Origin of the sequence: Corynebacterium sp. UMB9976 (genome assembly GCF_030212265.1) — a bacterium.
Taxonomy (GTDB): domain Bacteria; phylum Actinomycetota; class Actinomycetes; order Mycobacteriales; family Mycobacteriaceae; genus Corynebacterium.
The window spans coordinates 1-260 of sequence record NZ_JASODY010000117.1 but is presented as its reverse complement, the minus strand read 5'-3'; the positions used below and the strand labels follow the sequence as shown (position 1 = coordinate 260).

Annotated in this window: 1 protein-coding gene; it reads right to left on the bottom strand. The window is 64.6% G+C overall.

The window, feature by feature from the left end; genetic code table 11:
• Nucleotides 1-9: 9 nt before the first annotated feature.
• The coding region (locus tag QP140_RS10050) for a sterol carrier family protein (protein WP_284759515.1) at nt 10-260 on the bottom strand (251 nt) is incomplete at its 5' end.

Here is a 260-nt window from a genome sequence, read left to right as displayed (position 1 = left end):
CCACGGGCTTTAAGAAATGCGCGCCACCGGCAGATGATTCCCAATTTCCGCCGCGCGCGTTCCCGACATATCGATGTGCGCCTGCACCTGCTCTAACGTGATCATTCCGCACGCGAGTCCCAGCCAAATCTCCGGCGACATCTCCACGACATTGGGCGGCGTACCGCGCGTGTGCCTGGGGCCCTCAATGCACTGGACCGCGACGAAGGGCGGCACGCGCACCTCGACGCTATGCCCCGGAGCCTCTTGGGCGAGCATCC